Raw genomic sequence first — 24,219 nt, 5'->3', positions numbered from 1 at the left:
CCGCCGTTTTCGTTTGATCTATTGGCTCTGCTGCCAGTCGAAAGCGAGCTCGCCTTCGCGGAAGGCGAAGCGATTGATATGCCGCTCCACCGTGCCCTGCAGGGCTTCAAGTTGCGCGTCCGCACTTGCTGCCAGATGGCAGGTCAGTGTGTCGGCATTGGCCGCAAGCGTGAGCCGCGCGTCTCCCGGCCAGTCGGCCCCGCGGGCGTCCCGGGGGAAGGTGACAGTGCCGGCCTCGCGGGTAAATTCCACCGCCAGATTATGGCCCCAGTGCTTGCACAGCTGCTGCAGGTAACGGCTGGCATTGGGGGTGGGGACATCGGCTTTCGATGCGTGTGTCATGGCCTTTCTCCTTATTCCAGCCGCTCGATCTGCTGGGCCGCCGTATCAAGGATGGTGGCGATATCGTGGGCCAGATCCTTGCGGGCACCCGTCCGGTGCAGCGCAGTGCGCAGCGCAAAACGCAGGTTGTTCATGGCGCGCTTCACGGGGGCGGCGTCGGGCATTTCCTCAGCCGGGGTCAGCGACGAAAGCTTCTGGAAGATGGCTTCCGCCATGTCCGCTTTCTCGGCGAGTTCCGTCTCGCCCGCATTGGTGATGGCAAACGCCTTCTTCGCCCCTTCGGACTGGACGGGATCGATCAGCCCGGTGTCTTCCAGCATCGAAAGCGCGGGGTAAACCACACCGGGGCTCGGTGCATAGGCGCTGGAGGTCAGCGTCCCCACCGCCTGGATCAGGTCGTAACCATGACAGGGTTCCTCGGCGATCAGCTTGAGGAGGACAAGCCGCAGCTCGGCGGAATCCAGGATGCGGCGCCGACCGTAGCCGGGACCATGGCGGTGCCGGTGTTCATGACCTTCATGGAAAAGATCGTCGTCCCTCGCTTCGTCGTGACGGTTCGGGCCATGGGCGAATCTGTGCTGTCTGTGTCTCATTGTTTTTCTCTTTGAGTGTTTCAGATGTGACTAAGATATATCTTAATATGTTTTTGTCAAGAGCCACCGATGATGTTGCCGGGGTGCGTTCAGGACAAAAGAAAAGCCCCCGGACCACGGGGGCACGGGGGCTTCTGGTTTTTCTGGTCTGTGCCGGTCAGGCGGCGAGGCTTTCGGCCTCGTTGAGCATCAGATATTCGAAGGCGGCGAGCGATGCCTTGGCGCCTTCGCCCATGGCAACCACGATCTGCTTGTAGGGCACGGTCGTCACGTCGCCGCAGGCATAGATGCCGGGCTCCGAGGTTTCGCCCTTCTCGTTGATCCTGATCTCGCCGTAGCGGGTCATGTCAACGATGCCTTCCATGAACTTGCTGTTCGGAACAAGGCCGATCTGCACGAAGATGCCGGCGCCGTCCCAGCGCTTCTGTTCGCCCGTCGCGCGGTCTTCGTAGACAAGGCCGTTCACCTTGGCGTCGGCGGCGGTCACTTCCTTCGTCGCGGCATTCTTCACGATCGTGATGTTGCTGCGCTTCAGGGCCTGATCGACGAGAACCTTGTCGGCCTTCAGTTCGGGCAGGAACTCGAACACGGTGACGGATTTCACGATCCCGGCGAGATCAAGGGCTGCCTCGATGCCCGAGTTGCCACCGCCGATCACCGCCACGTCGCGTCCTTTGAAGAAGGGGCCGTCGCAGTGCGGGCAGTAAGCCACGCCCTGGCCGATATTCTCGCGCTCGCCGGGCACGCCCAGCTGGCGCCACTGGGCGCCGGTCGCGACGATCAGGCTGCGGGTGGCAATCACTTCACCGGAGGTCAGTGTCAGACGTTTGATCGGGCCTTTTTCAACCGTCTCGACGCGGACATGCTCCTTCAGCGTCACTTCATAGTCCTTGAGGTGCGCCATCAGGTTGTTCGAAAGCTCGGGGCCGGTGGTTTTGGGCACGGAAATGAGGTTCTCGATTCCCATCGTATCCTTGACCTGACCGCCGAAGCGTTCGGCAATCATCGTCACCTTCAGGCCCTTGCGGGCGGCATAGATGGCGGCACTCACACCGGCCGGGCCGCCGCCGATCACTGTCACGTCCTGCAGGGGCAGGGGTTCGGCTTTCTTCGCGGCACCGTCTTTCAGGTGCGGATAGGCTTCCAGAAGCTTGGCGATGATGACCGACGTATCGATCTTGCCGGTGGCGAACGGCTTGCCGTTCAGGATCACCGTCGGCACGCCCTGGATATTGTGCTCAGCCACAAGTTCCGGGAAGACGCCGCCATCGATCATCTCGCTGCGGATCTCGGGGTTGAGGGCCGCAAACTGGTTGAGGCTTTGAACCACGTCCGGGCAATTGTGGCACGACAGGCTGACGAAAACCTTGAAGTCCAAAGTTTCGGCCACGCCTTCGATCAGGCCGCGGATCGTGTCATCCAGCTTGATCGGCGTGCCGGAGAGATGCAGCACTGCAAGGATCAGCGAATTGAACTCGTGGCCTGCCGGGATGCCGGAGAAGCGCACGCCGCTGTCCACGCCGTCGCGTTCCAGAAGGAAGCTGACGGGGCTAGCGAGCAGGCCTCCGGTGTCGCGCTCGGTGAGGGCCACGCGCGGGGAGGTGGAGGCTACGGCCTCCAGAAATTCTTTCAGTTCGGCACGCTTGGCGTGCTCACCCGTCTGCAGCACGAAGGTGATGTCATGCTGCATGGAGGCCAGATAGCCTTTGAGGGCGTCGAGGGTTTCCTTGTTGAACATGATGGGGCTCCGTGTTTGGGCGTTGGGCAAAGAAATGGCGGCACACCCCGAGGGGATTGAAAGGTGTGCCGCCAGTGCTCAGGGAGGAAACGCGTGTTACTTAGATCTTGCCGACGAGGTCGAGGCTCGGCGTCAGGGTCTTCTGGCCTTCTTCCCAGGCAGCCGGGCAGACCTCACCATCGTGGGTCGCGACATACTGGGCAGCCTTGACCTTGCGGACCATGTCCTTGGCCGAGCGACCGATGCCGAGGTCGTGGATTTCGGCAACCTTGATGATGCCTTCGGGGTTGGCGAGGAAGGTGCCGCGCAGGGCAAGGCCGTCTTCTTCGATCATCACGTCGAAACCGCGGGTGATGGTACCGGTCGGGTCGCCGAGCATCGGGAACTTGATCTTGCCGATGGCATCCGAGCTATCGTGCCAGGCCTTGTGGCTGAAGTGGGTGTCAGTCGAGACCGAGTAAACTTCAACGCCGAGCTTCTGGAGCTCTTCATAGTGATGGGCCATGTCTTCAAGTTCGGTCGGGCAGACGAAGGTGAAGTCGGCCGGGTAGAAGATGAAGATCGCCCATTTGCCTTTCACGTCGGCATCGGTGATGGTGCGGAATTCGCCGTCATGGAAGGCTTCGGCTTTGAAGGTCGGGATCGATTTGTTGATCAAGCTCACGGGAATGTCTCCTGTTTGAAAAATGGGTCGCCGTTTCCGGCTGCACCCCCTAGATACCCGTGGCGCTGAAATTGATCCAATCGATAGATTTCGATTTAGTAATCGAAAAACAAGATTAATTGAGAGGCGCACCGCCAAGCACCTGTTGCGGGCACGGGCTCTGTGGCAGGATGACGGTGTCTGTTCAGGCGCTTGACTGTCGCTTTCCCCTGCCGTGCCGGAGTTGCCGTATGATATTCGCGCTTTCCCGTCGTGCCTTGCTGACAGCGGCTGTTTCGCTGCTTGCCGGTTGCGGGCCGCTGACGCTGCAGCACAGGCCAGAGCCGAAGCCGCGGCTGATGGTGGTGGAAACGGCAGTTGCCATTCCAGACAGCCAAGAAGCCGCAGCGTGCGAAAAAGCCGCAAGTGCGGCGCCATCGGAATCAGTAGGGCACGCCCTGCGCCTCTGGTGCGGGGGCGAAGCGCAAGCGGAAAGCCTTCGCTATCTCGCGCGGCTCGCCTATGAGCGCGGCAAACGCCGGTTCCGGCCCGAGCTTCAGATCGCCCCCAATATCCGCATCGTGACCGAGACGCAGGCGGACGCCACGTATCTCTTGGCCGAAGATTATGGGGTCGATGGCACCCCGGCTATCGGTGTGTTGCCGGGCCTTGGCATGCCGCTGGTGCGCCAGCGCGATAATAGCGACGAACACTTCCCCAATTATCCGCCTGAAGGCATGTATGATGCTGTGGCCATGGTGGCCGATCCAACGCTCGATGCGGATGGTGGCCTCCTGATTCGGCTTTACGAGGAAACCGAACCTGCGCTGCACCGGCGTGGCTATGCGGATGCCAGCGGGCAGGCCTATCTCCAGCTTCTGGAACTGGTTGCGGCCTCGCGGCAACAGATCGACCGTGAAATCCGCAAGGGGCTGGCGAACCCTGCCGGCATGACCGGGCACCCGGATGGCATTTACCTGATCGAGCCCTATGACCCGGGCCGTATCCCCGTACTCCTGATCCACGGGCTGAAATCGAGCCCGCTCATCTGGCGGGATCTGACGCTCGGCATCCTGTCGGATTCGGACCTGCATGCCCGCTATCAGGTGTGGCATGCTTTCTATCCGACCGGAGTGCCGTCTTTCTACACTGCCTCACGCCTGCGTCGGGCGCTGAATGAGCTTCTGGACCGGAATGATCCGGCAGGGGCCGACATGCCACGGCGCCATATGGCGGTGATCGGCCACAGCATGGGCGGGATCATCGCCCGCATCCTTTCCACAGATGCCGGCAGCGCGCTTTGGGACATCACCTTCACAGTACCGCCCGAAGAACTGGCGGTGGACCCGGCACATCTGCAGACATGGAAGGAAATCATGATGCCCCGGCGCGAGCCCGGCATCGGCTTTGTCGGCTTCATCAATACGCCGCACCGGGGCAGCGCGATTGCGGATGGTGTTATCGGCCGGATCGGCTCGGCGCTGATTTCCATCCCGAGCGAGTTTCGGCAGATTTTTGCGGGAGAATCCGAATTTGAAGCGCAGGTGACCCCCGACATGGCACCCTATATCGCGCGGCGGGGCTCCAGCAGCGTGGGGGCGCTCAGTCCCCGTCATCCGATGGTGCAGAAGCTGTCGGAATTGCCATTGCCCGAAGGCGCGACGGTAGTTTCCGTGATCGGTGTCAAGAAGGGGGCTGACTGTGTGGTCGATCCGGACTGCACGGCTACGGACGGGGTGGTGTCCTATGAAAGCGCACATGTAGCAGGTGCGGACGAACTGGTTGTCCGCTCGGGCCACGACAGTTTCCGCAAACCCGAAACGCTCGACTTCGTTCTGGATCATCTTCGCCGCTGGCCGCCGGAAGCGGGCGACTGAGCCTCAGCGTCGGCCCTTAGCCGAAAGCCCCCTTGATTTTGGGTCGGTCATGGGCTCCACTGGCGCCCGATTTCAGTTACGTTACAGGAGCCAGCAATGGTCAAGATTTCGGTCACCAATCTCGCAGGTCAGACGCGCACCATCGATGCCGACGAAGGCATGAGCCTGATGGAAAATATCCGCGCCAACGATTTCGACGATCTGCAAGCCATCTGCGGCGGCTGCTGTTCCTGCTGCACCTGCCACGTTTATGTGGAAGACGGCTGGTATGAAAAGCTCCCGACCCAGGCAGATGATGAAGCCATGCTGATCGAAGACAGCGAATGCTTCCAGCCGGGCAAAAGCCGCCTGTCGTGCCAGATCGAGGTCTCGGGCGACATGGAAGGCCTCACCGTCACCATCGCGCCTGAAGTTTAAGATCCCCGCCCGGTCATCCAGCGGAAAGGATATCCCATGCCCGCCCCCATCGAATGCCTCGCCCCGTTTGACAAGACGCTGGACGCCACGCCGATCTATCTGGTGTCGCCCGCCGATCTCGCGAACGGGAAACGCCTGCCGGTAGGCGCGCGCGAATGGGCGGCGACGGTCGGTTTCAAGGCGGGGGAAGACAGCGTCTGCCTCGTGCCCGGCCCGAAGGGCAGTGTGAAGGCGGTGCTCGTGGGGCTTGGCGCCCGTGACGCCAAGGCGCTTGATCCCTTCGTGATCGCAGCTGTCCCGGCGGCAGTGCCTGCGGGTACCTACAAGCTGGCAACTGCGGGCCGCACCTTCGCCGAAACGGCAGCCCTTGGCTGGTGCCTCGCCCAATATGGGTTCGACCGCTACAAGGCAGCAAACGGCAAGACACCCGTGGTGCTGATGCTGCCGGACGGTGCCGACCCCGTGCCGGTGTGGCAAGAAGCCGAGGCGGTGACGCTGGTGCGCGATCTTGTCAACACACCGGCTGAAGACATGGGGCCGGACGCGCTGCAGGACGCCGCCGAGGAACTGGCTGAGGAATTCGGCGCCGCGATTTCCACCCTCGTTGGCGAGGAGCTGCTCGACGAAAATTACCCGATGATCCATGCGGTCGGCCGCGCAGCGGAAGCGGGGCGTGCCCCCCGCCTGATCGACATGACATGGGGCGACGAGGACGCGCCGAAAGTGACGCTTGTCGGCAAGGGCGTGTGTTTCGATACCGGCGGGCTGGACCTCAAGACCGCCTCCGGCATGCGGCTGATGAAGAAGGATATGGGCGGGGCTGCCCATGCGCTGGGCCTTGCCCGCCTGATCATGAGCCGTAACCTGCCGGTGTGCCTGCGGGTGCTTGTCCCGGCGGTTGAAAACTCGGTGTCTGGTTCGTCTTTCCGCCCCGGCGATGTGTTCCCGACCCGCAAGGGGCTTTCGGTCGAGATCGGCAACACGGACGCCGAAGGCCGGCTGGTCCTGTCGGACGCACTGACGGCTGCAAGCGAGGAAACGCCGGATATCCTGATCGATTTTGCGACCCTCACCGGCGCGGCGCGCGTGGCGCTCGGGCCGGAGCTGCCACCGGCTTATGCAAACGATGAGGGTGTCTGGAAAGCGCTTGAGAAAGCATCGGGCGACGTGCGCGACCCCATGTGGCGGATGCCGCTGCATACCGGCTACCGCGACGATCTGGACAGCCCCATTGCCGACCTTTGCAATTCGTCCGAAAGCGGCTTTGCGGGATCGATCACCGCAGCTCTTTTCCTGCAGCGGTTCGTGGGCGAGGGGCTCCCCTGGCTGCATTTCGATATCTATGCCTGGAACGCCAAGCCGCGCCCCGGCCGGCCCAAGGGCGGGGAGGCGCAGGTCATCCGTGCCATGCTCCGCTACCTTGAGGATCGCTTCGGCGCCTGAAATCCAACCAAAAGTGATGGTGCCCGCCTTGACCCGGCGGCCCGAATCGGCGACCCTCCGACCATGATTGTTTCGGGGGCGTGCTGATCATCCGGCCTCCGGTCATGGGGGTTGGGCGATGAGCGAAAAAACGAACCCGAAGATGCTGCGGTTGTGGCGCGAGGCGATGCTCGCCGATGTGCGCGACCGCAAGCCGGACCTGACGATGCGTCAGATGTCTGTCCTTCTCAGTGTCTATATGACCGAGCCGCCCCATACGGTGCGGGGTCTTGCCGCAGAACATAATGTGACGAAGCCGGTGATCACCCGCGCGCTCGATACACTGTCCCGCCTTGGCCTCGCCAAGCGCAAGCGCGATGACGCCGACAAGCGTAGCGTGCTGGTGCAGCGCACGGTGAAGGGCGCGGTGTTCCTGAGCGAGCTTTCGGACCGGCTGGTGCAGGCCGAGCGTGAACTGGACGAGCAAGACGCCGCAGAAGCAGCAGTGTCGGAGGGCAAGTCCGACCAATGAACCGTGCCGACCTCTGGACAATCGACCGTTTCCCGCCGCTCCTTGATCCCAAGGAGCGGGTGAAAACCGACAACCGGCTCGATCCGGCTGTCAGTGTCGATGCCCATTGCCGCCTGCCTTGGGCAGCCCTGAAGGCAACGCCCGATGACGGCGCCCGCGCGGTGAGCGAAATCCTTTACGGCGAGCCGGTCGCGATCCTCGATCAGGCCGGCGGCTGGGTGAAGGTCGTCAATCTGATGGATGCCTATGTCGGCTGGGCGCAGGCGAGCGGCTTTGAACGCATCGGCGGGCTGGTGGCTTCGCACCGCGTCACCGCCGGTATCACCCATCTTTACAGCGACCCGGACCTGAAGGCCGAACCCGTGATGCCGCTGCCGATGGGGGCGCTTGTGTCGCTCGCGGACGATGTACCGCGCCAGCGTTTCCTGCCGCTCAGCCACGGGGGCTGGATCTTCTCGGGCCATGTGGCGTCGCTCTGTGCGGTGCCGGCGCTCGATTTTACCACGATTGCCGAGCGCTTCATCGGCACGCCCTATCTGTGGGGGGGGCGCACCTTCATGGGGCTTGATTGCAGCGGGCTTGTGCAGCTCGCCATGGCGGCGGTGGGCAAGCGCGTTCACCGCGACAGCGACCTGCAGCGCGAAAGCATCGGCACCCCGCTCGCCGACGGGGAGGCGCCCTCACGCGGTGATCTCGCCTTCTTCCCCGGCCATGTGGGGGTGATGGTGGATGAAACCCGGATGATCCACGCAAACGCCACCCATATGGCGGTCACGATCAACCGGGTGTCGGAAGTCGCCGACTGGCTGACCGCCGAGGGCAAGAACCCCGCCTTCCTCGGCTATCGTCGCCCCTGAAATTCAGCCAAGTTTCTTGTAGAAAACAGTGGTCGAGACAAGTCCGCCTTCAGGCAGCAGGGCATAATCGGGGATAACGCCGACTTCCTGCCAGCCGTGCCGGCGATACAGCCGGTCCGCCGGGCTGCCTGTGACCGTATCCAGCACCAGAAGGGTCCGGCCAAGCGCGAGGGCCGTTGCCTCGACCCTTTGCAGGAGGGCCGCGCCCACGCCTTTGCCGCGCGCTGACCGGTGCACCAGCATTTTGGCAACGTCGGCCCGATGTGGCTGGTTGGGCGGGGTATTCACCACCAGCTGCACGGTGCCGACGATCTGGTCATCGACTTCGGCGACCAGAAGGTGGCGTTCACCACGCGTTATGCCTTCTGCCACTGAAAGCCAGAAGGCATAGGCGTCTTTTGCCGGAAAGGGCGCCATGAAGCTGACGGATGCCCCGCCGGCCACGCAGTCATACAGCACGAAGGCCAGTTCTTTCGCACGGTCCCGCGCCTGATTGCCGCTCAGCTCCATCACCTTCATAGGGTATCTCCCAAACGAAAAACGGCGGACCGTGGGGCCCGCCGCTTCTCTTGATTTACATTTCCCGAACGATCAGGAGCCGGTGGCTGCCGTCGCGGCTTCCTCGGCCGGAGCTTCCTCAGCGGGAGCTTCCTCAGTGGCCGGGGCTTCTTCAGCGGGGGCTTCCTCGACAACCGGCAGGTCAGCCGGGGCGTCAGCATGCTGGCGCAGGAAAGCGATCAGGTCGGCGCGCTGGTCGGCCTTGCCGATACCGGCGAAGGACATCGAGTTGCCCGGAATGGTGTTTTTCGGGCTGGCAAGCCAGTGGTCCAGAAGCTCGTAGGTCCATTCACCGCCATGGCCTGCAACAGCCGACGAATATTTGAAGCCTTCATGGCCGCCGATGGCACGGCCGATCAGGCCGTAAAGGTTCGGGCCGGTGCCGTTCTTGCCGCCTTGATCGACGGTGTGGCAGGCCTTGCACTTGGCAAACTGACGCTCGCCTTTGGCCGGGTCGGCGGTTTGCAGCAGCACGGCAAGCGACGGGCCTTCTTCGGCCGCAGCTTCATCCGCACCGGCATCAGCATCGGCAACTTCAATCGTGAAGGCCGGCTTTTCGGCATGTTCTTTATGGAAGATCGACTCGGAAACCGTGCTGATCACCATGATGACAAGCGCACCGGCAATAACCGACGCGAAGACTTTATTCCACTCGAAGGAATCCACAGGCTCTTCTCCTTTGGAGGGGCAAGCGCCACAAAGCGACAAAAATTCGCGGCGACAATAGCGGCACCCCTGCCCTTACTCAAGCCGTGATTTACACGATTTTCGCCCTTTCGCCAAAAACTTTGCATGCGCGGCCAGCCTGCGCTCACGCCGGTTGACAAGCCGAGGGGGCGCTTGGCACAAAGTCAGCCCTGAATTATTTAACCGAAAGCCCGGAAATGAGCCCGACTGCCACCGATCCATCGAACACAATCGCCTTCCAGGGCGAGCTTGGCGCCTATTCGCACATGGCAGCGACGGCCAAGTTTCCGGACATGGCCGCTCTGCCGTGCCCGAGCTTCGATGACGCGCTTGAGGCAGTGAAGAAGGGCAAGGCGCAACTTGCCATGATCCCGATCGAAAATTCGACCGCGGGCCGGGTTGCCGATATCCATATGCTGCTGCCGGGTTCGGGCCTTTATATTATCGACGAGCATTTCGAGCCGATCCGCCACTGCCTTCTGGCCCTGAAGGAATCGACCGATGCCGACCTCAAGGCTGTGATCAGCCACGTGCAGGCGCTCGGCCAGTGTCGCAACGCGATCCGCGACCGCGGGCTGACCTCGATGCCTTTCTATGATACCGCCGGGGCCGCCAAGGAAATCTCCGAGCGCGGCGACAAGTCGGTCGCGGCGGTTGCCAGCCAGCTGGCGGCAGAGGTTTATGGCCTGCGCGTCGTGAAAGCCGACCTGCAGGACCAGGGGCATAACACCACGCGCTTCGTGGTGCTGTCGCGCAGCCCGCTTGCCAACCCCGATTTCAGCGTGCCGATGATGACAAGCTTCACCTTCGAGGTGCGCAACATCCCCGCCGCGCTTTACAAGGCGCTCGGCGGCTTCGCGACCAACAATGTGAACATGACCAAGCTTGAAAGCTATTACGAATCGGACAGCTTCACCGCGAGCGAGTTTTATGCCGATATCGAAGGCCACGAAGGCATGGCAAATGTTTCCCGCGCGATGGAGGAACTGCGTTTCCACACCAAGCGTGTGCGGCTTCTCGGCACCTATCCGCAGGCGCGGCTCCGCACCGTCGGCTAGGCTTTGGTAGCAACGGCGCCAGGTTCAGCTCAGCCCCATCTTTCTGTGTGGAGCCAATACCGGAAGTTGGCGAAGTCGAAATTGTGACCGCAGATGGCTTGGAGCTGCGGCGAGACGATATCTTCTATTTCCCACGCTCCCACAAAGGGATGATCGTCGCTAAAGCCAAAGGCCTCTTTAACTGCTGCATGGGATTCGAGCGGGATGCGGATTCTGAACGCCTCATCCCAAGCTAAAAAATCATCCGGATCGTCATGATTTATCGGACCACCTCTCGAGATATCCAATAGCTGGGGCTCGACAAAGAAGGGGGTCTGAAAGTCTTCGCAATAGAGCCCCGATTGCTCGATATTTGCTATGATACGTTTGTCTGGGCGATCAGTTCCAACGAACATGTAAAAGTCGTCTGCGAAATGAACGTAAAACTTGTCCCGCAGCTCTAGCTTGCCCCAGCCAATGCCGCGCAGGATCATCCGCATGACGCGGGGAATATCGTCTCTTTCAAGGACTATGTCTTCTTCAAAAGGATGGAGAAAAAACTCACTTTTGTGCAGATCCTTGTTGCGCTTACGCAGGTTCTGCATCTTCCATTTGTCGAGCGATACGTTCGTAAGCCTCAGGTGAGCGTGACCGGCGGCGTCGAACAATTTCAGCACGGCCTCAATATATTTGTTCTCGACACGGAGATAGTCGCGAAACCGGACCTTGCGTCCGCTAATCACTCGTCCAATTTGATGAGCTTCGGTCCATTGGTCCCACCAGTCCCAATATATTCCGTCGCCATCACGCTTCGACTTGTCGTATTTGGTGATGCGGTATTGGGCCAAAACCATTCATTTGTCCTTTTGGAAGGTACTTTTCAGAAGGTCAGCCAGTCGCCGCCATGGCCTTTTTCGATGATGTCGGCAAGGCCGGAAAGCTCTATGGCCGGGCGGGTGATCAGCTCGTCGACCGTCAGCTCTTCTTCCGTCATGGCGTTTTCACAGGCCACGAAGCGGACCTCGAGGGCGGCAAGGGCGTCGATCAGGACCGAGAAATCCGCCAGCCCCTTCTTGTCCTGCGCCTTGTCCATATCCGGCACCGTGCGGCCGTCGCTGGTTTTTAGGGTTTCCCAGCCGCCCTTTTTCAGCGCGTGAACCGCGCCTTTCGAAAAGAAGAAGGTGACGGGCAGGCCCATCGCGGCCCCGGTGGCGCCGGTCATCAGGGCCATATGGATGCGTTCGGCAAAGGGGCTGATGACCATCAGGGTCATCGGGCGGCGGCTCGGTCGCTGCGCGCTCATTGCTCGGTCACCTTGCGGCAGACCGGGCAATCGGGTTCTTTCGGCAGGCTGATCAGCCGTGTGCGCATCGAAAGCCCGTCGAAAATCATCAGCTTGCCGGCAAGGCTGTCGCCGATCCCGGTGATTTCCTTGATCACTTCCAAGGCCTGCAGGCTGCCGACAACACCGGCCACCGCGCCAAGGATGCCGGTATCAGCGCAGGTACGGTCGGCGTCCTCGCCCGGCAGGTCGGGCACGAAACAGCGGTAGCAGGGCAGGCCCTTGCCGGCGTGCGGCTTGAAGGTCGCGATCTGGCCGTCGTAGCTGGCGATGGCGGCGGAAACGAGCGTCTTGCCGAGCGCCACGCAGGCGTCGTTGACCGTCAGGCGCGTGGCGAAATTGTCCGACCCGTCGGCGACGAGATCATAGTTCTTCACGATGTCGCGGGCGTTCGTTTCATCGAGCCGCAGGACGTGGCGTTCGATTTTCACATCAGGATTGAGCGCCTGCAGCCGGTCGCGCGCGGCATCCACCTTGCGCTGGGCAAGATCGTCACTGCCATAAACGATCTGGCGCTGCAGGTTCGACAGCGCCACCCGGTCATCGTCGACAATACCGATGGTGCCGACGCCAGCAGCGGCGAGATAGAGGAGAAGCGGCGAGCCAAGGCCGCCTGCACCGATCACCAGTACACGTGCCTTCAGGAGCGCTTTCTGCCCTTCGCCGCCGACCTCCTTGAGGACGATATGGCGGGCGTAGCGCTCCAGCTGCTCGTCAGTGAAATCCATGATGTCAGCGCGTACCGGTGGAGCCGAAGCCGCCTGCACCGCGCGCGGTTTCATCCAGGGTGTCGACCTCGACCCAGTGGCCTTGTGTTACGGGCGCAATCACCATCTGGGCGACCCGCATGCCGGGCTCGATGGTGAAGGGCGTGTCGGAAAGGTTCACAAGGATCACCTTCACTTCGCCGCGATAGTCGGCATCGATGGTGCCCGGCGAATTGAGGACCGAAACGCCGTTCTTGGCGGCAAGGCCCGAACGCGGACGGACCTGGGCTTCGTATCCCTTTGGCAGTGCCATGGCGAGGCCGGTGGGGACAAGCGTGCGGGCAAGCGGCTTCAGCTCAATGGGCGCATCGATCGCGGCCATCAGGTCCATCCCCGCACTCTGCTCAGTTTCATACTTCGGCAGCGGCAGGTTCTGGCCGTGGGGCAGGCGGGTGACATGGATCGAAAGCGTGTCGGTCATAAAGTTTCAAACTCCGAAATGGCTGGCAATGCGGTGGGCAAGCCGGTCCGCGACCTGTTCCTTCGGGAGGCGCGGCCAGTTTTCCTCGCCTTCCCGTGTGATGAGATGGATCTGGTTGTCGGCCCCGCCCATGGCGCCGCCGGCGGCGGACACATCATTCGCCACGATCCAGTCGCAGCCCTTGCGGTCGCGCTTGGCACGGGCGAAATCGATCACCTGTTCGGTCTCGGCGGCGAAGCCGACGATCAGCGCCGGGCGGCCTTCCTTCATCGAGGAAAGCCCGGCGAGGATGTCCGGGTTTTCAACCAGATTGAGCGCCGGGATACCGGCCTTTGTCTTCTTGATCTTCTGGGCGCCTTCGCCCTCGACCCGCCAGTCGGCAACGGCGGCCACACACACGGCGATATCGGCGGGCAGCGCCTTGCGGACCGCCGCCTGCATCTGCCATGCGGTTTCCACATCCACACGGGAAACCCCATCCGGGGTGGCGAGATGGGTGGGGCCGGAGACAAGCGTGACCTCGGCGCCGAGCTTGGCAAGCGCACCGGCCACCGCAAAGCCCTGACGGCCCGACGAGCGGTTGGCGATATAGCGTACCGGATCGATGGGCTCATGCGTCGGCCCGGCGGTTACGATAACGCGGCGGCCCTTGAGCGGACGGGCAGGACTTTTGCCGAAATGGGCTTCTACGGCGGTCACCATATCCATCACTTCAGCGAGCCGGCCGGGGCCGACCTCACCGCAGGCGAGGATGCCGTCGCCGGGCTCAATGAAGGTGACGCCATCACCCTTGAGGGTGGCGATATTGCGGCGGGTGGCCGGATGCGCCCACATCTGGGCATTCATCGCGGGGGCCACCATCACCGGCTTGTCGGTGGCGAGAAGAATGGTCGAGGCCAGATCGCTCGCGAGGCCGTTTGCCATCTTGGCCATCAGGTCGGCGGTTGCCGGTGCGATCAGCACAAGGTCCGCCTCGCGCGACAGGCGGATATGGCCCATCTCGGCCTCATCCTTCAGGCTGAAAAGATCGGTATAGCAGGGCTCGCCCGTCAGGCTTGCAACCGAAAGCGGCGTGATGAACTGCTGGCCGCCGTCTGTCAGCACCCCGCGCACACGCGCCCCCCGTTCCATCAGGCGGCGGGAAAGGTCCAGCGCCTTGTAGGCGGCAACACCGCCCCCGATGATAAGAAGGATGCTTTTCCCCTGAAGGGTCATGGCCTGATTTTCCGTCATTTCCTGCTCCCCGTCATATAAGCGGTTTCGGGGCCATTATAGAAGGAGAAGTTTCAACAGGATGGCACCGGCCAACAGGCCGAGTGCGAAGGCGCCGAGGCGGCTTTCATGCTTCACGATCACGGTCGGGGCAGTTGCCTGCTTTTCGGCGAGCAGCCGGTCGATCCGGTCGGGCAGGCGCTCCATGAGGCGCGGCAGGCTTTTCAGGAAATCGGCGATGCGGGCCTCGGGCGACAGGTTATCGCGCATCCAGCCTTCAAGGACCGGCTTCGAGACCTGCCACATATTGACCTGCGGATTGAGATGCATGGCGATGCCTTCGGCCATCACCATCGACCGCTGCAACAAGAGAAGCTGTGGCTGGGTCTGCATCGAGAAACGCTCGGTCGTCGCGAAAAGTTGAGCGAGAAGCTTGCCCGCAGAAATCTTTTCCACCGGCAGGTCCATGATCGGATCGGCGATGGCGCGCAGGGCTTGCGTAAACTCCTCGACCGACTGGTTAGCGGGCACATAGCCCGCGTCGAAATGCACCTCGGCCACGCGGCGATAGTCCCGCGCGATAAAGCCATAAAGGATTTCAGCCAGGAATCGCCGGTCATGTTTGGAAAGCCGTCCCATGATGCCGAAATCGACAGCAACGATGCCGCCGTGCGGCTCCACGATCAGGTTGCCCTGATGGAGATCGGCATGGAAATAACCGTCATGCATGGCCTGCCGCAGAAAGATCTGCGCGATGCGGGCGGACAGGGCCTCAAGGTCGTGTCCGGCAGCGACGAGCGCGTCGCGGTCGCCAAGGCGGATACCATCGGCCCATTCCTGCGTCATCACGCTTCTCGACGTGCGGTCCCAGTCGATCTGCGGCACGCGGTACCCGTCTTCGCCTGCCATATTGTCGGCAAGCTCGGCCGCAGCCGAAGCCTCAAGCCTAAGGTCCATCTCGCGCAGCACGGTTTCTTTCAGCTTGGCGACGACCGCGACCGGGCGCAGGCGGGTGGCCTTGGGCACATTGGCCTCGGCGATCCCGGCAAGCCACGAGAAAAGGGCAAGATCCTTCGAGAAGCGCGCCTCGATGCCGGGGCGCAGCACTTTCACCGCAACCGTGCGGCCATCCTTGGTGATAGCCTTGTGGACCTGCGCGATGGAGGCGGCGGCAACGGGTGTTTCCTCGAAGGCCGAGAAATGGTCTTCCAATTTGCCGCCAAGCTCGGCCTCGATGGTGGCGCGGGCGGCTTTGAAGGGGAACGGCGGCAGGCTGTCCTGCAGGGTAGCGAGCCCTTCGGCAAGTGGCCGACCGACAAGATCGGGCCGGGTCGCCAGCGTCTGGCCGATCTTGATATAGGTCGGCCCCATGGCGGCCAGTGCCAGCGCCAGTCGTTCGCCTGCCGCATCCGGCAGGCCGCGGCGACGCGGAATGAAGAAGGTGAGGGCACGCAGAAGCCCCGGCGCTGCGGGCGGCACGGTTTCGATCTGCGCGAGTGCGCGAAGCGCGCCGTAGCGGCGCAGGCCGACAGCCAGACCATAAAGCCGGAACAGGTGACGAAGGCTCGCGATCATCGCGTCAGAGCCGCCAGCCGCTGTGAAGCGCCACCACGCCTGCCGACATGGTGCGGTATTTCACCCGGCCGAAGCCCGCCTTGGCGATCATGGAGGCGAATGTCTCGGGCTCCGGGAAACGGCGGATGCTTTCCACCAGATACTGGTAGCTGTCGCGGTCGCCGGCGATCTTTTCGCCCATCCAGGGGATGAGGTGGAAACTGTAGGCGTCATAGGCGCCTTTCAGCATCGGCACGACCGCCGGGCTGAATTCAAGGCAGAAAAAGCGGCCACCGGGTTTCAGCACGCGGTAGGCTTCATCGAGCGCATCCTGGATGCGGGTCACGTTCCGGATGCCGAAGGCGATGGTGTAGGCGTCCATCGAACGATCCGGGATCGGCAGCTTCTGCGCGTCACCGCACACGAAGGCCGAACGGTCGGCAAAGCCGCGCTCCTCGGCGCGTTTTTTGCCCACGCGCAGCATCTCGGCATTGATATCGCAGACGGTAACTTCGGTGTTCGGCGCCCCTTCAAGGAAACGGAAGGCGATATCGCCGGTGCCGCCCGCCACATCCAGAAGCTTCATGCCGGGTCGCGGGCGCATGCTGTCCATCAGGCTGTCTTTCCACAGCCGGTGGACACCGAAGCTCATGGCATCGTTCATGCGGTCATAATCGTCAGCGACCGAATCGAACACGGCGCGGACAAGGCCCGCCTTGTCGCCTTCGGCCACGGTGCGGAACCCGAAATGGGTGGTCCCGGCGCTGCCTTGTGCTGTCTGATCCGTCCTTGACATATGCCTTCTTCCGCTCGATTGCTGGTGCGCGGCGGACCATAGCCCGGAGAGGCGGTCCCGCCAAGCGCAAACGGGGACAGGAATACTAGCCTTATGCCGGAACTTCCCGAAGTCGAAACCGTCACGCGGGGCCTTGCCCCCGTCCTTGTCGGTCGCACGCTCGCCCGGGTGGAGGCGCATGCGCCTACCTTGCGCCTGCCGGTGCCCGCTGATTTTGCTGCGCGCCTGACGGGGCGGCAGGTGAGAGGGCTTTCCCGGCGCAGCAAATATATGCTGATGGAGATGGATGACGGCCTTGTGATGATTTGGCACCTCGGCATGTCGGGCCGCGTGCAGATCATGGCGGATGCGGGTGCCCCGCCGCGCGCAAAGCATGACCATATCATCTTTGTCACCGACGCCGGCTACCGGGTCGTCTTCAACGATGCCCGGCGATTCGGCCTTGTGGCCTTCACTGATGTGAATATGGCGGCCAGTCACCCGCTTCTCGCCCGGATCGGGCCGGAACCCTTGGGGAATGGCTTTGATGCCGATATCCTGTCGGCAGGCCTCAAGGGGCGCTCGGGGCCGATCAAGACGGCGCTTCTGGATCAGACGCTTGTGGCGGGGCTTGGCAATATTTATGTCTGCGAATCGCTCTGGCGGGCCGGGATCAGTCCGCGCCGCACGGCATCCACGGTCGCCGGCAAGCGGGCCGAACGGCTGGTGCCCCATATAAGAGACGTGCTGAACGAGGCGATTGCCGCCGGCGGATCGACCCTCAAGGACCATGCACAGGTTGACGGGGAGCTCGGCTACTTCCAACATAGGTTCGAAGCCTATGGCCGCGAGGGCGAGGCATGCCGGACAGCAGGCTGCGGCGGTACGATCCACCGTATCACGCAGGCCGGCCGGTCCACCTTCTTCTGCCCTTCGTGCCAGCGCTGAGACGACAGATGACCCGGGAATTTCCTTTGCGACTCGCCTTCACCGCCCTTGCCCTCAGCCTTTTCGCCGCGCCCCATGCCGGGGCGGACGACGCATTTATCGAAGGTTTTCCTGACGTGCCGCTGATTGCGGGCGTGCGCGAGGTGGACGGCGAAAAGATGCTGTTCGACACGCCATCGGGCACCCTTGGCGAGGTGCATCTGGTGGGCGGCAAAAGCTCGGCCGAACTGATTGATGCCTATGCCCTTGCCTTGCCGCCGCTTGGCTGGAACTGCCTGGAGCATGGCGGGGTGCTCGCCTGCGAACGCGGCAAGGACAAGCTGGCCCTCAGCCCCCGCAAGACCACGGGTCGCGCGGGCTATATCGTCATCAAGCTCGAACCTGCCGAGTGATAGCGCTAGCGGATAGATACAATTTTCTTTGATTCAATCCGGTGTCGCGGGTAGGAGTCGGGTCCAACGAGGCAATCATAGGGAAACCCATGTCCTTCAAGACCATTCTGCTCGACCACCAGGAAGGTGTCGGGCTTATCACCCTCAACCGCCCCGAAGCGCTCAATGCGCTGAACGCGGAGCTCCTGTCCGAACTCGGCAAGGCGCTCCTGTCGCTGGAGGCGAATGAGGAAATCGGCGCCATCGTCATCACGGGCAGCGAGAAAGCTTTCGCCGCCGGCGCCGATATCAAGGAAATGGCCGAGCTCGAATTCGCCGACGTGCTGGCCGAAGACAAGTTCGCCGAGATCAATGCGGTGTTCGCGAAAGTCCGGAAGCCGGTCATCGCGGCGGTCGCGGGCTACGCGCTTGGCGGCGGCTGCGAGATCGCCATGGCGTGTGATTTCATCGTGGCGGGCGAGAATGCGAAATTCGGCCAGCCGGAAATCAAGCTTGGCGTTATTCCCGGCATCGGCGGCACCCAGCGCCTGACCCGGGTCATCGGCAAGTCGAAGGCGATGGACATGATGCTGACCGGCCGCATGATGGATGCAACGGAAGCCGAACGCGCAGGCCTTGTCAGCCGTATCTTCCCGGCCGAGGACCTGATCGAAAAGGCGCTCGAGATCGCAGCGGGAATCGCTGCCCTGTCGCGCCCCTCGGTGGCACTTGCCAAGGAAGCCACCAACCGTGCGCTCGAAGTCAGCCTCTCGGAAGGCCTTCTTTTCGAACGCCGGGTGTTCCATTCGCTTTTCGCGACGGAAGACCAGAAGGAAGGCATGAATGCCTTTGCCGAGAAGCGCCAGCCGCAGTTCAAGAACCGCTGACGGAAGCGCCGGGGTGGCTCCAGCCCCGAAAAAGGGTGGCATTGCCAGCCTTTCGTGTTGACTGGGGTCGGGATCGGAGCTATAGACCCGACCTCGAATTGCCGGATTTCCGGGGCCACTAGGCTTCGGGGCAGAGGCAACAAACGGAATATTCGGATCGCATGTGCGCTGGACGGGTTTAAGCGGCGCGGCTTGCGGACCACAGAACAAGCCCCCGACAGGGGACATGAAAAGAAGATAGGTTAGAGAAACATGGCCAATTCGCTGCAAGCCAAGAAACGCATTCGCACCAACGCCCGCCGCGCCGAGATCAACAAGGCACGCGTCAGCCGTATCCGCACCTTCGTCCGCAAGGTTGAAGAAGCCATCGCGACCGGCAACAAAGACGCCGCAAACGTTGCTCTGAAAGCTGCCGAGCCGGAAATCATGCGCGGTGTGACCAAAGGCGTTTCGCACCAGAAGACGGCGTCGCGCAAGGTTTCGCGTCTGTCGGCTCGCATCAAGGCAATGGCCTGATCGATCGCCGGGTTGCCTGAACAGGCAGCCCGATTCGCCCCCTGGGCGCGCAGAAATGCGGTAAAGCCATCCGAGTTTCGGGTGGCTTTTTCATTTTCGCACAGTTTGGAATTTTCGGTCGTGCGCGAGCGACCGGCTAAGTGAGGGTCGATCACAACATCTAGTAGGTCACCCCACACCCATGCCCCTAGGCGACTTGGACCCCGCAGATTCTTTTGGCTTCAGCCATCGAATCAGTTGCCGCATCCGGGGGGCGTCTGTATTTTCCATCTCTGGCTCGGCAGGCCGGTCGGATACCCCCCCTTCCCCATTCGGGAGCATCCGCAAGTGGCTCAGGCGTAGACGTAACAGCGACAGGCTGGATACGGCTGGGGTCACGCTGCCGGGATATGACAATGAAACGTTGGAACGGATGGCGAAGGTTCGCTTCGTCCATTCATGGTACCGACATTGCGTGCGCGGGCACGTGTGGGCTGGGCGGATGTTTCGCCCTTGGAGTTTGGGCAGGGCGGTCTGTAACGCATTGGCCGACGAAACAATAAGAAGCGGCAAAGGCTACAAGACCGATGAACGACGAAAAGGAGTCTAAGTCGATGGGGGCATCCGGGGGGATCGACCGTGGCGTGGCAGCCTGGTCGCGCGTGTGCGAGAAGTTCAAGGCCGAGTTCGGGGTTCATGTCTATTCGTCGTGGCTGGAGCAGATGGGCTACCGCGGGCTGGATGGCTCGACGGTTGAACTGACCGCGCCGACGAAATTTCACCGGGATTATATCCAGCAGCATTATGCGCCGCGCCTGAAGGATTTCTTCGTGGCCGAAGACCCGCGCGTGAAGGCCCTGAGCATCCGGCTCGGCACCGCGGCGGCACGCCCCGCGAATGACGAGGACGTGCTGAAGGTCACCCGCATCCAGGCCCCGACGATCATCGAGCCGCGGGCGCAGGACACGGGCTCCGCGCTTGATCCGCGCTACAGCTTCGACAGTTTCGTGGTCGGCAAGTCGAACGAGCTTGCCTATGCCGCCGCCAAGCGCATCGCAGAATCGGATGATGTACCCTTCAACCCGCTGTTCCTGCACGGAGGTGTGGGCCTCGGCAAGACGCACCTGATGCATGCCATCGCGCATGAGGTGAAGCGCCTGAAGCCACGCAAGAAGGTCGTCTATATTTCGGCCGAAAAGTTCATGTTCGAATTCATCGCGGCGCTCCGCTACAAGGACACGCACGAGTTCAAGCAGAAATATCGCAACGTCGATCTCCTGATGATCGACGACGTGCAGTTCATCGCCAACAAGGACAGCACGCAGGAAGAATTTTTCCACACATTCAACGCGCTGGTCGACAGCCGCCGGCAGGTGATCATCACCGCCGACCGCTCGCCGACCGACCTGCAGGGCATCGAGGACCGCATCATCAGCCGTCTTGGCTGGGGGCTGGTGGCCGATATCCATCCGACCGACTATGAGCTGCGCCTTGGCATCCTTCAGTCGAAGGCCGAGCAGACAACCGGCGTCGATGTACCGGCTGACGTGCTTGAATTCCTCGCCCGCCGCATCACCTCGAACGTGCGTGAGCTCGAGGGCGCGCTCAACCGGGTTGTGGCCTATGCGACCCTTGTGGGCCGTCCGATCACCATGGACATGACCCGCGACGTGCTGCAGGACCTGATCCGCGCCAACGACCGCAAGCTGACCATCGACGAGATCCAGCGCGCGGTGGCGGACTATTACAATATCCGCCTCGCCGATCTTCTTTCCGAGCGCCGCTCGCGCAATATCGCCCGGCCGCGCCAGATCGCCATGTTCCTGGCGAAGCAGCTGACCAGCCGCAGCTTGCCGGAAATCGGCCGTCGCTTCGGCGGGCGGGATCATACGACGGTGATGCATGCTGTCCGGAAAATCGAGGACCTGCGGCGCGATGACAGCCATCTCGAGGACGATATCACCCGGCTTCTCCGGCTTCTTGAAGGCTGATCCGGGGCTGATCCGACGCTTATCCTGAGCACGATTTGAGGGGGCATTTCGTCCCCTTTTCTCTGCCTACCCGAAACCCGCTCCGACTCGGCAGAAATCCGCCATTTTGCGGGGGCAAAAAAATCCGCCTTTCAGGAGTATTTTTGTTTGGTTTGGCGGGCAAATTCGCTATTGTCGAGGCGATACGATCAAGGCCGGGACCGGGGGACTTTCCTGATGCTTGGAGATAGCCCAGAACGGGGCCGCGTCAGCGGTGCCGGGCGGGAGCGTCACCCCCGAAAAACACCGTGCCTTGCCATCCGATAGTCCGAGGCAGATAAGAAGATCCACCTATGAAAGTCTCCATCGAACGCAACGCCCTCCTGAAGACGCTTGGCCACGTACAGTCGGTCGTCGAGCGGCGCAATACCATGCCGATCCTCTCGAACGTGATGATCGAAGCGGACGGCGGCAAGGTTTCGCTCACCGCTACCGACCTCGATATCGCGATTGTCGAGGAAACCGAGGCAAAGGTCGGGCGCCCGGGGGCGACCACCGTACCCGCGCACACGCTTTTCGATATCGCCCGCAAACTGCCGGACGGTTCGGAAGTGGACCTGAGCCTCGAGGACGGCGACCGTCTGGTGGTGACCGCTGGCCGCTCGCGCTTCACGCTGGCGTGCCTCGACCGCGACGAATTCCCGGTGATGAACGAAGGCAACCTGCCGCACCGCTTTGCGCTGGTGGCAGGTGAGCTGAAGCGCCTGATCGACAAGGCCCGCTTCGCCGTTTCGACCGAAGAGACCCGCTATTACCTGAATGGTATCTACCTGCATGTGGCTGACAGCAGCGAAGGCCAGCGCCTGCGCGCCGTGGCGACCGACGGCCACCGTCTGGCGCAGGTCGAGCAGGACGTGCCCGAGGGTGCCGCCGGCATGCCGGGCGTGATCGTGCCGCGCAAAACCGTCGCCGAGATCCGCAAGCTTGTGGAAGAATATGAAGGCGAGGTGAAGATCGCGCTTTCCGATACCAAGATCCGTTTCAGCTTCGGCCATGTGATTGTCACCTCGAAACTGATCGACGGTACTTTCCCCGATTACAGCCGCGTGATCCCGCAGGGCAACGACAAGCGCCTTGAAATGGATTGCCGCCTCTTTGCCGAAGCGACCGACCGCGTGTCGACCATCAGCTCCGACAAGACCCGTTCGGTGAAACTGTCGATGAACGGCGATACGCTCACCCTTTCGGTGAACAGCCCCGACAGCGGCACCGCGACCGAGGAACTGCAGGCAGCCTACTCCGGTGACGCGATGGATATCGGCTTCAACAGCCGTTACCTCCTCGACATCCTGGCCCAGGTGGAAGGCGATACGGTGCAGGTGTTCCTCGCCGATCCGCAGGCGCCCACGATCCTGCGCGACCTGATGGACGAAGGTGCCCTTTACGTTCTGATGCCGATGCGGGTCTGAGGCCCGTCCGGCCTTTGACGGCGGGATAACGGCGTGGTGATGACAGCAAGACGTGAGGATGAGCAGGAAATGGCGGGCAGGGCAAAGGCCGGTCCGCTTGATCTTGCCGTGACGTCCCTGACATTGACCCGTTATCGCAGTTACGACCGGGCCCGGCTGACGCTGGAAGGGGCTGCCCCCTTGGTGGTACTGACAGGCCCGAACGGCGCCGGCAAGACGAACGTTCTGGAGGCCTTGAGCTATCTGGCGCCGGGCCGGGGCCTCAGGCGGGCCGCCCTTGGTGAAGTCAGCCGTTTCGGGGCCGATGGCCCGTGGGCGGTGGCGGCGGACCTGATGCTGGGCGATGAGCCCGTGAAGGTCGGCACCGGGATCGAGGCAGGTGCTGCGCCGGGTGCCAACGATGACGATGCGGACGAGGACGACAGCGGCCCCGCGGGGCGGCGGCTTGTGCGGATCGACGGCGAAACGGTGGGCTCCACCAACGCGCTGGGTGACCGCTGGAGCGTTTCGTGGCTGACGCCGCAGATGGACCGGTTGTTCATCGAGGCCCCCTCGGGTCGGCGGCGTTTCCTCGACCGGCTGGTGATCGGGCTTTACCCCGATCATAGCCGTCAGGTTGCGGCTTACGAGCGGGTGATGCGGGAACGCAACCGCCTGCTCGCGGACCGCGGGGCCCATGCCGATCCTGCGTGGGTTGGCGCCTTGGAGGCCCGGATGGCGGAGCATGGTGCGGCAGTGGCGGCCGCGCGGCTTGAATTCGCCGGGCAGCTTGCCGGGTTCCTGGCCGAGCCCAAGGGCGCGGAGGCAGCAGCCTTCCCCGAGGCGCGGCTGGCGATCGATGGCTGGCTCGAAGGATTGATGGCGGACGGCATGGCACCCGTGGAAGCGGAAGCTGCCTACCGCGACAAACTGGCCGAGGCGCGGCGCGTGGACGCGGCGACCGGCCGGGCGGGCACCGGCCCGCACAAGACGGATCTTCTGGTTGTGCATGCCCCGAAGGACATGCCGGCCGGGTTATGCTCGACCGGTGAGCAGAAGGCGCTCCTGATCGCGCTGACGCTTGCCGATGCGCGGCTCGTAGCGGCGCACCGGGGACGTGCCCCCTTGCTCCTGTTGGACGAGGTGGCGGCGCACCTGGATGCGGATCGCCGCGCTGCGCTTTTTGCGGTTCTTTCCGAACTCCGTGGCCAGTGCTGGCTCACCGGTACTGACCGGGCGGTGTTCGAGGCGGCGGAAACGTCCGCCCTGTTTTTCAATGTGGAAGGCGGCCAGGTGGCCCCTGCCAAATGACACGATTTCCGGGAC

Annotated in this window: 26 protein-coding genes; 13 read left to right on the top strand and 13 right to left on the bottom strand. The window is 62.5% G+C overall.

The features are described from left to right. Window positions 1-18: 18 nt before the first annotated feature. The 4 genes from PH603_RS01260 to ahpC all read right to left on the bottom strand — a co-directional run bounded on the left by PH603_RS01260 (window position 19) and on the right by ahpC (window position 3,337). Window positions 19-342: a DUF2218 domain-containing protein gene (locus tag PH603_RS01260; protein ID WP_289504104.1), complete on the bottom strand. Its 324-nt coding sequence runs from the start codon at window positions 340-342 to the stop codon at window positions 19-21. A gap of 11 nt (window positions 343-353) precedes the next feature. Next, complete coding sequence (locus tag PH603_RS01255) at window positions 354-935, bottom strand: PadR family transcriptional regulator (protein WP_289504103.1); 582 nt, start codon at window positions 933-935, stop codon at window positions 354-356. Between the two features lie 157 nt (window positions 936-1,092). Further along, window positions 1,093-2,673: an alkyl hydroperoxide reductase subunit F gene (gene ahpF / locus PH603_RS01250; protein WP_289504102.1), complete on the bottom strand. Its 1,581-nt coding sequence runs from the start codon at window positions 2,671-2,673 to the stop codon at window positions 1,093-1,095. A 100-nt stretch (window positions 2,674-2,773) separates the two neighbouring features. Then, window positions 2,774-3,337 carry an alkyl hydroperoxide reductase subunit C gene (ahpC, locus tag PH603_RS01245; protein WP_289504101.1) on the bottom strand — a complete coding sequence of 188 codons (564 nt, stop codon included), beginning with the start codon at window positions 3,335-3,337 and terminating at the stop codon, window positions 2,774-2,776. Between the two features lie 230 nt (window positions 3,338-3,567). Between ahpC and PH603_RS01240 the strand changes: the two genes are divergently transcribed. The 5 genes from PH603_RS01240 (at window position 3,568) to PH603_RS01220 (ending at window position 8,421) form a co-directional block, all read left to right on the top strand. Then, window positions 3,568-5,193 carry an esterase/lipase family protein gene (locus PH603_RS01240; RefSeq protein ID WP_289504100.1) on the top strand — a complete coding sequence of 542 codons (1,626 nt, stop codon included), beginning with the start codon at window positions 3,568-3,570 and terminating at the stop codon, window positions 5,191-5,193. Window positions 5,194-5,289: 96 nt separating this feature from the next. Further along, on the top strand, window positions 5,290-5,610 hold the full coding sequence (locus PH603_RS01235) for a 2Fe-2S iron-sulfur cluster-binding protein (RefSeq protein WP_289504099.1): 321 nt from the start codon (window positions 5,290-5,292) through the stop codon (window positions 5,608-5,610). Between the two features lie 36 nt (window positions 5,611-5,646). Then, the gene (locus PH603_RS01230; protein WP_289504098.1) at window positions 5,647-7,053 is read left to right on the top strand and encodes a leucyl aminopeptidase family protein; all 1,407 of its coding nucleotides are present in this window, start codon (window positions 5,647-5,649) and stop codon (window positions 7,051-7,053) included. A gap of 118 nt (window positions 7,054-7,171) precedes the next feature. Beyond that, window positions 7,172-7,564 carry a MarR family transcriptional regulator gene (locus PH603_RS01225; protein WP_289504097.1) on the top strand — a complete coding sequence of 131 codons (393 nt, stop codon included), beginning with the start codon at window positions 7,172-7,174 and terminating at the stop codon, window positions 7,562-7,564. Next, window positions 7,561-8,421, top strand: a complete 861-nt coding sequence (locus PH603_RS01220) for a C40 family peptidase (protein WP_289504096.1) — start codon at window positions 7,561-7,563, stop codon at window positions 8,419-8,421. The genes PH603_RS01225 and PH603_RS01220 overlap by 4 nt, the downstream gene beginning before the upstream one ends. A 3-nt stretch (window positions 8,422-8,424) precedes the next feature. Here the strand turns inward: PH603_RS01220 and PH603_RS01215 are convergent, their stop codons facing one another. Both PH603_RS01215 and PH603_RS01210 read right to left on the bottom strand, forming a co-directional pair. Further along, entirely contained in the window at window positions 8,425-8,940 is a 516-nt protein-coding gene (locus tag PH603_RS01215; protein WP_289504095.1) for a GNAT family N-acetyltransferase, read from the bottom strand. A 72-nt stretch (window positions 8,941-9,012) separates the two neighbouring features. Then, window positions 9,013-9,645 carry a c-type cytochrome gene (locus PH603_RS01210; RefSeq protein WP_289504094.1) on the bottom strand — a complete coding sequence of 211 codons (633 nt, stop codon included), beginning with the start codon at window positions 9,643-9,645 and terminating at the stop codon, window positions 9,013-9,015. Between the two features lie 218 nt (window positions 9,646-9,863). On the opposite strand from PH603_RS01210, the gene PH603_RS01205 reads away from it, so the two are divergent. Further along, window positions 9,864-10,724: a prephenate dehydratase gene (locus PH603_RS01205; RefSeq protein ID WP_289504093.1), complete on the top strand. Its 861-nt coding sequence runs from the start codon at window positions 9,864-9,866 to the stop codon at window positions 10,722-10,724. Window positions 10,725-10,753: 29 nt separating this feature from the next. Here the strand turns inward: PH603_RS01205 and PH603_RS01200 are convergent, their stop codons facing one another. The 7 genes from PH603_RS01200 to ubiE are packed head-to-tail and all read right to left on the bottom strand — an operon-like array spanning window position 10,754 to window position 16,795. Next, window positions 10,754-11,557 (bottom strand): hypothetical protein, encoded by an 804-nt coding sequence (locus tag PH603_RS01200; protein ID WP_289504092.1) that lies wholly within the window; start codon window positions 11,555-11,557, stop codon window positions 10,754-10,756. A gap of 26 nt (window positions 11,558-11,583) precedes the next feature. Continuing rightward, a complete protein-coding gene (locus tag PH603_RS01195; RefSeq protein ID WP_289504091.1) occupies window positions 11,584-12,006 on the bottom strand; it encodes a DsrE family protein in 423 nt (140 codons plus the stop codon). Next, window positions 12,003-12,827 carry a HesA/MoeB/ThiF family protein gene (locus PH603_RS01190; protein WP_289504090.1) on the bottom strand — a complete coding sequence of 275 codons (825 nt, stop codon included), beginning with the start codon at window positions 12,825-12,827 and terminating at the stop codon, window positions 12,003-12,005. Before PH603_RS01190 ends, PH603_RS01195 begins: the two co-directional genes overlap by 4 nt. Continuing rightward, a complete protein-coding gene (gene dut, locus PH603_RS01185) occupies window positions 12,778-13,233 on the bottom strand; it encodes a dUTP diphosphatase (protein WP_289504089.1) in 456 nt (151 codons plus the stop codon). Before dut ends, PH603_RS01190 begins: the two co-directional genes overlap by 50 nt. Window positions 13,234-13,239: 6 nt before the next feature. Further along, the gene (gene coaBC, locus PH603_RS01180) at window positions 13,240-14,466 is read right to left on the bottom strand and encodes a bifunctional phosphopantothenoylcysteine decarboxylase/phosphopantothenate--cysteine ligase CoaBC (RefSeq protein WP_289504088.1); all 1,227 of its coding nucleotides are present in this window, start codon (window positions 14,464-14,466) and stop codon (window positions 13,240-13,242) included. Between the two features lie 36 nt (window positions 14,467-14,502). Next, entirely contained in the window at window positions 14,503-16,020 is a 1,518-nt protein-coding gene (gene ubiB, locus PH603_RS01175) for a 2-polyprenylphenol 6-hydroxylase (RefSeq protein WP_289504087.1), read from the bottom strand. A gap of 4 nt (window positions 16,021-16,024) precedes the next feature. Then, window positions 16,025-16,795 carry a bifunctional demethylmenaquinone methyltransferase/2-methoxy-6-polyprenyl-1,4-benzoquinol methylase UbiE gene (gene ubiE, locus PH603_RS01170; protein WP_289504086.1) on the bottom strand — a complete coding sequence of 257 codons (771 nt, stop codon included), beginning with the start codon at window positions 16,793-16,795 and terminating at the stop codon, window positions 16,025-16,027. Window positions 16,796-16,888: 93 nt separating this feature from the next. Between ubiE and mutM the strand changes: the two genes are divergently transcribed. From mutM to recF, 7 genes are all read left to right on the top strand, one after another. Continuing rightward, window positions 16,889-17,722 (top strand): bifunctional DNA-formamidopyrimidine glycosylase/DNA-(apurinic or apyrimidinic site) lyase, encoded by an 834-nt coding sequence (gene mutM, locus PH603_RS01165; RefSeq protein WP_289504085.1) that lies wholly within the window; start codon window positions 16,889-16,891, stop codon window positions 17,720-17,722. Window positions 17,723-17,730: 8 nt separating this feature from the next. Next, window positions 17,731-18,114 carry a hypothetical protein gene (locus PH603_RS01160; RefSeq protein ID WP_289504084.1) on the top strand — a complete coding sequence of 128 codons (384 nt, stop codon included), beginning with the start codon at window positions 17,731-17,733 and terminating at the stop codon, window positions 18,112-18,114. An 89-nt stretch (window positions 18,115-18,203) separates the two neighbouring features. Then, window positions 18,204-18,980, top strand: a complete 777-nt coding sequence (locus tag PH603_RS01155) for an enoyl-CoA hydratase (RefSeq protein ID WP_289504083.1) — start codon at window positions 18,204-18,206, stop codon at window positions 18,978-18,980. A 252-nt stretch (window positions 18,981-19,232) separates the two neighbouring features. Continuing rightward, window positions 19,233-19,496 carry a 30S ribosomal protein S20 gene (gene rpsT / locus PH603_RS01150; RefSeq protein WP_289504082.1) on the top strand — a complete coding sequence of 88 codons (264 nt, stop codon included), beginning with the start codon at window positions 19,233-19,235 and terminating at the stop codon, window positions 19,494-19,496. Between the two features lie 593 nt (window positions 19,497-20,089). Beyond that, window positions 20,090-21,466 (top strand): chromosomal replication initiator protein DnaA, encoded by a 1,377-nt coding sequence (gene dnaA / locus PH603_RS01145; protein WP_289504081.1) that lies wholly within the window; start codon window positions 20,090-20,092, stop codon window positions 21,464-21,466. 332 nt (window positions 21,467-21,798) lie between these two features. Further along, window positions 21,799-22,914 (top strand): DNA polymerase III subunit beta, encoded by a 1,116-nt coding sequence (gene dnaN, locus PH603_RS01140; RefSeq protein WP_289504080.1) that lies wholly within the window; start codon window positions 21,799-21,801, stop codon window positions 22,912-22,914. Between the two features lie 39 nt (window positions 22,915-22,953). After that, a complete protein-coding gene (gene recF, locus PH603_RS01135) occupies window positions 22,954-24,204 on the top strand; it encodes a DNA replication/repair protein RecF (protein ID WP_289504079.1) in 1,251 nt (416 codons plus the stop codon). The last annotated feature ends 15 nt before the right edge of the window (window positions 24,205-24,219 follow it).

The sequence above is a fragment of the Gimibacter soli genome (assembly GCF_028463845.1).
Lineage (GTDB): Bacteria > Pseudomonadota > Alphaproteobacteria > Sphingomonadales > Kordiimonadaceae > Gimibacter > Gimibacter soli.
Note: the sequence above shows the minus strand (reverse complement) of the source record. Positions and strands in the feature narration are given on the sequence as shown.